General features: G+C 74.4%; 7 protein-coding genes. 5 read left to right on the plus strand and 2 right to left on the minus strand.

All coding sequences use genetic code 11. The features are described 5' to 3' along the window. The first annotated feature begins 9 nt into the window (after positions 1-9). Together AB0B76_RS27795 and AB0B76_RS27800 are read left to right on the plus strand one after the other, a co-directional pair. Complete coding sequence (locus AB0B76_RS27795; RefSeq protein WP_360380935.1) at positions 10-531, plus strand: hypothetical protein; 522 nt, start codon at positions 10-12, stop codon at positions 529-531. 81 nt (positions 532-612) lie between these two features. Continuing rightward, on the plus strand, positions 613-1,725 hold the full coding sequence (locus AB0B76_RS27800; RefSeq protein ID WP_360380937.1) for a UDP-galactopyranose mutase: 1,113 nt from the start codon (positions 613-615) through the stop codon (positions 1,723-1,725). On the opposite strand, the gene AB0B76_RS27805 is transcribed toward AB0B76_RS27800, so the two are convergent. Further along, on the minus strand, positions 1,688-2,392 hold the full coding sequence (locus tag AB0B76_RS27805; RefSeq protein ID WP_360380940.1) for a hypothetical protein: 705 nt from the start codon (positions 2,390-2,392) through the stop codon (positions 1,688-1,690). The genes AB0B76_RS27800 and AB0B76_RS27805 overlap by 38 nt on opposite strands. Then, positions 2,389-4,173: a carbamoyltransferase C-terminal domain-containing protein gene (locus AB0B76_RS27810; protein ID WP_360380942.1), complete on the minus strand. Its 1,785-nt coding sequence runs from the start codon at positions 4,171-4,173 to the stop codon at positions 2,389-2,391. The genes AB0B76_RS27805 and AB0B76_RS27810 overlap by 4 nt, the downstream gene beginning before the upstream one ends. Before the next feature lie 144 nt (positions 4,174-4,317). Here AB0B76_RS27810 and AB0B76_RS27815 point away from each other — a divergent pair, with 144 nt between their 5' ends. The 3 genes from AB0B76_RS27815 (at position 4,318) to AB0B76_RS27825 (ending at position 7,667) form a co-directional block, all read left to right on the plus strand. Next, positions 4,318-5,256 carry a glycosyltransferase family 2 protein gene (locus AB0B76_RS27815; protein ID WP_360380945.1) on the plus strand — a complete coding sequence of 313 codons (939 nt, stop codon included), beginning with the start codon at positions 4,318-4,320 and terminating at the stop codon, positions 5,254-5,256. Beyond that, on the plus strand, positions 5,253-6,443 hold the full coding sequence (locus AB0B76_RS27820) for an ATP-grasp domain-containing protein (RefSeq protein WP_360380948.1): 1,191 nt from the start codon (positions 5,253-5,255) through the stop codon (positions 6,441-6,443). The genes AB0B76_RS27815 and AB0B76_RS27820 overlap by 4 nt, the downstream gene beginning before the upstream one ends. Positions 6,444-6,593: 150 nt before the next feature. Further along, positions 6,594-7,667: a hypothetical protein gene (locus tag AB0B76_RS27825; RefSeq protein ID WP_360380950.1), complete on the plus strand. Its 1,074-nt coding sequence runs from the start codon at positions 6,594-6,596 to the stop codon at positions 7,665-7,667. The last annotated feature ends 185 nt before the right edge of the window (positions 7,668-7,852 follow it).

Genomic DNA, 7,852 nt, shown 5'->3' on the forward strand with positions numbered 1-7,852 from the left:
GCTGCTCCCGTGACCGTACTGCTGTTCGGGGCCAACCCCGGCCTCACTCTCCGCGACACGCTCGGCGACGGCGGGCGGACCGTCGCGTTCGCCTCCGCGTGGCGGGTCGACTGGTCGGTGCGGGGCGCCGGGACCGCGCTCGTGGTCTGGCACGACGGGCGGCCGCGGGTCCTCACCGAGGCGCCGGAGCTGGGCCGCTGGCTCGCCGAGGCGTTCGTGCGCCACTTCCCGGAGGTCGCCGGCCTGCCCTGGCCGGAGCCGGCGGTGACGGTCGCGCCGGTGCGCCTCGAGCTCGACCCCGCGGCCGGGCTCCGCGCGGCCGCCGGCGACGTCGAGCTGGAGATCACCGGGGCCGGGCGGCCGCGCGCGATCGGGGTGCCGGCGTTCCCGGGCAACGGCCTGCGGCTGTCCAATGTGTACATCCCCTGCGAAACCGGCCGCCTGCGGCTCGGCGGCACCGAGGTCGCGGCGGCCTCGGCGAACGCGTTCCTGGCGGACGCCGAGGTCTGGTCCGAACCCGTCACCGACTGACGTCATTGTGTCACGGAACGTGACTTCCATCGATCTGCGTGGTTGAATGCACGGCAGTCACAAGGTCGTGGAGGTTGATCAATGTCGATCACAGCGGCGCATCCGGTGCGCATCGTCGGCGCCGGGCTGGCCGGGGCGACCGTCGCCCACGAGTTACGGCGGGCCGGGCGGCCCGTCGAGGTCATCGAGGCCGACGCCGACTGGGGCGGGCAGCTGCGCACCGCCGCCGCGGCCGGCATCCTCTACGAGCCGACCGGCGCGCACATCTTCCACACCGCCGACGAGGAGGTGTGGCGGCTGGTCAACGCGCTGGTGCCGATGCGGCCGTACCGCCACCGTGTGCGCACCGAGGTCTTCGGCCGCATCATGAGCTGGCCGCCGCAACTGCCCGAGCTGCGCGAGCTGCCGCAGTGGCCGGCCATCGAGCGGGAGCTGGCCGCGCGCCCGGACGCGCCCGCCGGCGACAACCTCGAGGCGTGGTGCATCGAGCTCATGGGCGAGACGCTGTACCGCGAGTACATCGAGGGGTACACCCGCAAGCAGTGGGGCTGCGAGCCGAGCGAGCTCGCCGCGGTCTGGGCACCGCGCCGCATCGAGCTGCGCGAGGACGGCCGGCTGGACCTGTTCCGCGACCCGCACCAGGGCTGGCCCGAGGGCGGCTACCGGCGCCTCGTCGACGGGCTGCTGCGCGGCGTGCCGGTGACCCTGGGCACCCCGGTCACCGTCGCCGACTGGGACGAGCTGTGCGCGGGCGCCTCGGCCGTCGTGCTCACCTGCGCCCTGGACGAGTTCTTCGCCGACGCGCTGGGCCCGCTGGCCTGGCGCGGCGTCCGCTTCGTGCACCGCTGGTTCCCCGACGCCGAGCACGTGCTGCCGGCCGGGGTGCTCAACACGCCGGGGCTGCAGCACCCGCACACCCGCGCGATCGAGACGAAGTGGATGAGCGGCCAGAGCGGGCCCGGGACGATGGTCAGCTACGAGTACCCCAACGCGCCCGAGCGTCACTACCCGGTCGACGACGTGCAGGGGACCAACCGCGACCTGCACCGCAAGTACGAGAAGCTGCTCGCGCAGCTGCCCGGGCCGCCGCGGGTCCTGGCGGGACGGCTGGCCACCTACACGTACATCGACATGGACCAGGCGATGCGCCAGGGCATCAACGTGGCACGGCGTCTGCTGAGCGCGGTCGGCTGACCGTCCGGGCGCGCAGCCACGGCAGGGCGAGGACGAGCCCGGCCAGCACCAGGTGTACCGCGCAGAAGCCGATCGCCACCGCGGGGGAGGCCGGTGAGCCGGTGAAGACGGTGATGTGCGACGCCCACGTGAAGCGCTCCGGGCGGCCCTCCGGCCAGCTGTACAGGTAGTAGAACGTGATGTCGTTGAGCCCGGAGACGAGCACCAGGGTGGCGGCGAAGCCCAGGCGCAGGACCCGGCCCGCCGGGGCGCCCCCGAGCCGGTAGCCCAGCAGTACCGCCAGGATCGTGAACGCGTTGACGAAGATCGCCATCTGGTAGAAGGACGGGAACGCCGCGGCCTGGTCGCTCGCGTCGGCCAGGTCCAGCACCCGCAGCACGTAGAGCGTGTCGAGCACGCCCATGTACCCGAGCACGACCAGGGCCAGCAGGGCCAGGCCGGGCCCCGGCCGCTGCGGGAACCCGCCGATGGCGAGCACCGCGCACACGACCGGGGCGATGCGCAGCAGGAACTCCGCCGGGTTGTCGATGGTCCGGTCGGGCGGCAGCACCACCATGAGGAGCAGGGTCAGGGTGCCGCCGGCTACGCCCGCCACGAGCCAGCCCCAGCCGCCGAGGACCGATCGCGTCTCGGCCGACAAGGCCCGTGACATCGAGCGTCGGATCACGGCTTCTCCGTCCAGAAGGGGCCGAGCGCGAGGGCGTCCATGCCGGTCTTGAGGTAGCAGCGGACGGCGTCGGCCGGGGTGCAGACGATCGGCTCCTCATTGTCGTTGAACGACGTGTTGACCACCATCGGTACCCCGGTCAGCGCGTGGAACTCGCTGATCATCTCGTGGTACAGCGCGTTGTCCTCCCGCGCGACAGTCTGCACCCGCGCGGTGCCGTCCTCGTGGGTGATCGCCGGCACCACCGTGCGCTGGTGCTCGAGCACGTCGAAGACCAGTAGCATCACCGGGCTCGGGTAGCCGCTGGCGAAGTACTCGCCCGCGTGCTCGGCCAGGCACGACGGCGCGAACGGCCGGAACGGCTCGCGGTGCTTCACCTTCTCGTTGAGCCGGTCCTTGGTGTCGAACCCGCGCGGGTCGGCGACGATCGAGCGGTTGCCCAGCGCCCGCGGCCCCGCCTCGATGCGGCCCTGGAACCAGCCGACGATCCGTCCGTCCGCGACCGCCTCGGCGGTGCTGCGGGCGATGCGCTCGGGCCGGGTGTAGGCCAGGCCGGCCTCGGTGAGCGCCTTCTCCATGTCGGCCTCGGGGAACTCGGGCCCCAGGAAGATGTAGTTGCCGCGGTGCCGGGGCGCGCCGCGCTCGCTGCTGACGATCATCGCGGCGCCCAGCGCGGAGCCGTCGTCGGCCGAGGCGGGCTGGGCGAAGAACTCCTCGAACGGCGTCTCCAGCAGGATCTTGCCGTTCATGACGCTGTTGAGCGCGACCCCGCCGGCCGTGCACAGCCGCGTGCGGCCGGTGTGCGCCTGCAGCCAGCGGGCCACGTGCAGCCCGGCCTCCTCGAGCGTGTTCTGTAAGGCGTAGGCCACGTCGGCGTAGTGCTGGGGCACCGCGTCGCGGGTCTTCGGGCGCGGCTCGCCGAAGCGGTCGACGAACTTCTGCGAGACCCGGTGCTTGCCTGTCGCGTGGTGGCGGAACCAGCTCAGGTCCAGCGCGTACCGGCCCTCGTCCTCGAGCCGGACGAGCTCGCGGAACGGCTCCACGAAGGCCGGCCCGCCGTACGCGGCCAGCCCCATGATCTTGCCCTCGTCCTTGGCCGGGTGGAAGCCGAGCCAGCCGGTGACGCACGCGTACATCGCGCCGAGCGAGTGCGGGAACTTCACCCGGCGCACGTCGGCGATCCGGTCGCCGTCGGCCACGGCCAGCAGCGTGGAGGTGCCGTCGCTGCCGATGCCGTCCCAGGTGATCACGGCCGCGTCGGTCCACGGCGACAGGTGCAGCGCGCTGGCCGCGTGCGCGTGGTGGTGGTCGACGAGGTGCACCTTGAAGTGCGTCTTTCCGGTGTACCCGACCGCCTCGCGCAGGATTCGCCCGAGCGTCAGCGACCGGCGCAGGTGCAGCAGCAGCGCCCCGCCGACGTGGTAGTCGTCCGAGTGCGTCTGGGCCCCGCCGCGAGCCAGCGTCGCGCGCAGGCCCTGGGCCCGGTCCGCGTAGTCGCCGCCGTCGTTGCGGAACACCGCGAGGGTCGCAGGCAGGTGCCGCAGGAAGTGGGTGCCGGCGTGCAGGACCTCGCGCGGGGCCTGCCAGAAGTACGCCACGTGGTCGACGTCGCCGAGCGTGATGCCGGCGTGGGCCAGGCACCATTTCGCGGCCTGTGCCGGAAACGCCCCGTCATGTTTGATCCGCGTGAATCGCTCCTCCTCGCTGAACGCGACGATCTGTCCGTCGAGCAGCAGGGCGGCGGCCGAGTCGTGGTGTTGGCTCAAACCCAGTACATACATGTCATTGATCATAGTCGCTGTGAACGCACGTTTGGGTCGGAAGCCTGACGGTGGTATTGATATTGACAACAGTCACCACTGTTATGTCCGAACGCCCCCGTGACGATGGAAGGCCTACAGGTGCGTCCATTTACGCTGACGGTTGTGGTCCCGTGCCTCGACGAGGCGGAGAACATCGGCCCGGTCTACGAGGAAATCGTGGCTGAGCTGGCCGGATACGACGATCTGGAGATCCTTTTCGTCGACGACGGCAGCACCGACGCCACGCTCGAGCACATCCGTTCCCTGGCCGCGCGCGACGACCGCGTGTCCTATTTGTCCTTCACTCGCAATTTTGGGGTGGAACCCGCATTTTCGGCCGGATATCGATATGCGCGCAACGACTGGATCCTGCACCTCGATGCCGATCTTCAATTCCCCCCGGCCGAGGGGCGGCGCCTCATCGAAACGGCGCGCACCGGTTACGACGCGGTGTTCGGGATTCGCGTCGACCGCAAGGACCGCTGGTCGCGCCGCGTTTCCTCGGCGGTGCACGACCTCATCGCCCGCAAGCTGCTCGGCATCGAGTTACCGCCCGGCTCGACCACGTTCCGCCTCGTGCGGGCCTCGCTGGCGCGCCGGATCGTCGACCTGCGCCTGGGCACCCCCTACTTCCTGGCCACCGTGCCGCGCCTGACCTCCGCGTGGACGACGGTGCCGACCGCGCACCGGCCGCGCCGGCGGGGGACGCCCAAGGTCAGCTGGCGCGGCCTGGCCCGCCACTCGGTGGAGCTGTTCGTGTCGTACTCCGACCGGACCATCGCCGCCGCCGTCACCGCCTGCCTGCTGGCCGCCCTCGCCGCGTTCGGCGGCTTCGCGGCGGCCCTCGCCGGCGTCTCCGCCGGGCCCCTGCTGTACCTGGCCGCCGGCATCGCCCTGGTCGCGCTGGCCGTGATGGGCCGCTACCTGGTGCACATCGGCCGCGGCCAGCCCCGCCCGCCGCAGTTCCTGGTGCGCGAGGCGAACATCCCCGTCGCCGCGGCCGACCTGCTCGAGCCCGGCCGCGGCCCGTCCCGCCCGGCCCGGCTGGCGGCCGCCTCATGACGACCCTGCTCGTGCTGGGCGGCGCCGACGGCGCGCTCGGCGCCCTCCGCACGGCCCGGCGCCTAGGCGTGCACACCATCTGCGCCGACGCGCGCGCAGACGCCCCCGGCGCCGCCGAGGCCGACGAGCTGCTCAACGTCAGCACCCTCGCCGTGCCCGCGCTCGCCGCCGCCCTGCGCGGCCGCCCGATCGACGGCGTCGTCTCGCCGGCCAGCGACGTGAACCTGCCCTCGCAGTACGCCCTCGCCACGAGGCTGGGCCTGCCGTGCGGGCTGTCGGCGGAGGCGGTGCGCGCCTCGGTCGACAAGGGCTACTTCCGCGCCGTCTGCGACGGCCTCGGCCTGCCCGGCCCGCGCTGGTGGCAGGGCCCCCGCCGGCAGGCGCGGGCCGGCGTGCGCGAGTCCGGCGTGCCCTACCCGCTGATGGTCAAGCCCACCGACTCCAGCGGCAGCCGCGGCATCGGCCGGGTCGACACCCCGGCCGGCCTCGGACCCGCGCTCGCCGCGGCCGCCGCTCACTCCCGCCGCGACGTCGTCATCGTGGAGGAGTACCTGACCGGCCGGCACTTCACCGCCGAGGCCGTGATCACCGGCGGCCGCGTCGCCGCGACCGGGGTCACCGAGCGGCGGCTCACCGACCCGCCGTACTTCGTCACCACCGAGCACTGGATGCCGGCCGGCGACCTCGCCGAACGCGCCCGCCCGCTGCTCGACGCGCTGTGCTCGGCGCTGGGGTACCGCTGGGGCGCCCTCAACGTCGACCTGCTCCTCACCCCCGACGACCGCCTCGTGGTGGGCGAGTGGGGCGCGCGCACCGGCGGCAACGGCGTCGCCGAGCTGCTCGGCCTGGCCTACGGCGTCGACGCCACGGAGGCGTACCTGCGCATGGCCCTGGGCGAGCGCATCGACGTCGAGCCCGGCCCGCCCGGCCACGCCGCGTTCCGGGTGCTCGGCGCGCCGGTCGAGGGCAAGCTCGTCGGCGTGGACGGCGTGGCCGCGGCGCGAGCGGTGCCGGGCATCGCCGACCTGGTCGTGGCGGCGTCGCTCGGCGACACCGTGGTCCCGTACACCCGCGCGGGCGCGAAGCTCGGCTACCTGCTGGCCGCGGGCCCCGACCGCCCGGCCGTGGCCGCGTCCCTGGCCGCCGCGGAGTCCGCGCTGCGCTTCGACATCGAGGCGGGCCCCTGAGCCGCGGCCGGCGCCCGTCGACGCGGTCGGAGGTGCCGTAGCGAGCGGCCGTCGCACGCTCTACAGCCGCATGGACGGCACAGCCCCTCGGCTTCGTGCTGCACGCCGGCCGGCGTCCACCCGCCCTATGCTGGCCGGGAGGAGGACCAGATGGACGCTGCGGTCCCGGCTCGCCGCCGGTGGACGGTCCGCACCGCGCCGGCGGTGATCGGCGCGGCCGTACTGCTGGCCGCGGTCGCCGTCGGCGTCCCGCTCGCGCTGCACCGGGCCGCGGGGGAGCCGGCGGTCCCCGCGGGCCTCGCCCTCGACGCGGACCACTGCCCGGTCGCCTGGCCGACCGGCGGCGCCGGGACCGCCGACCGTCCCGGGCCGCTCGTCCCGGCCGACGGCGTCGTGGCGGTGACGCTGTGCGAGCTGCCGGCCGGCCCGCCCGGCCCGGGTGGTGCCACCGGGCCGCGTGTGCTCACGGCGCGGGCGGGCGAGGTCGTGGCGGCGATGAACGCGCTGCCCGCCGTGCCCGCCGGCGAGCACGGCTGCACACTCGTCGGGTTCGCGCAGGAGCTGTCGCTCGTGGTGAGCTACGCGGCGCGCGCGCCGGTGGCCGTGCTGCTCGACCGCAACTGTGCCACCGCGACGGCCGGTGGGCGCACCCGTCGCAGCGCCGGCTCGGAGGTCGCCCACCCGGTGCTGGTCGACGGCTTCCTCGAGCGCTACCGCGAGCAGCTCGCCGCGGCGACCGACCCGGCCGGCGTCGCGGCGCCCGGCTGCGCGGCGACGCTGGCGCAGGCCGAGGTCGACGTGCGCACGATGACGGCCGAGCCGCGCGACGAGATCGCCCGCAACCGGGGCGGTGTGGAGGCGTTCGCGCCGAGCGGGCTGGTCGAGGCCCGCGTGTGCCGCTACCGCACCGGCCCCGGCGGCCTGGAGCTGGCCGCCCAGCACGCCGGGCGGCAGGACCTCGCGGGGCTGCGCGACCTGCTGAACGAGGCGGGCACGGTGCGCACCGTGGCCGAGCCGGCCGGTGCGCAGTCCGTCGCCAACCTCAGCCCGTGCCCGCCCGGCGAGCGCACGGCGGTCGACGTCGTCTGGGTCGCCGACGTCACGGGCGCCGTCGGCGAGGCGGTGGTGCCGCGCGCGCCCTGCGCGGAGTTCCGGCGCGCCGCGATCGGCCCCCTCGCGGCGCCGGCGCCACTGCTCGCGGAGCTCGACCGCCGATTGGCGTGACCGGCGGCTTGCGTGGCGGGCCGGTTGGCGTGGCGGGCCGGTTGGCGTGGCGGCCGGTTGGCGTGACCGCCGGTTGGCGTGGCGGCCGGTTGGCGTGACCGGCGGCTTGCGTGGCGGGCCGGTTGGCGTGGCGGGCCGGTTGGCGTGGCGGCCGGTTGGCGTGACCGCCGGTTGGCGTGGCGGCC

It is taken from the genome of Dactylosporangium sp. NPDC049140 (genome assembly GCF_040648435.1).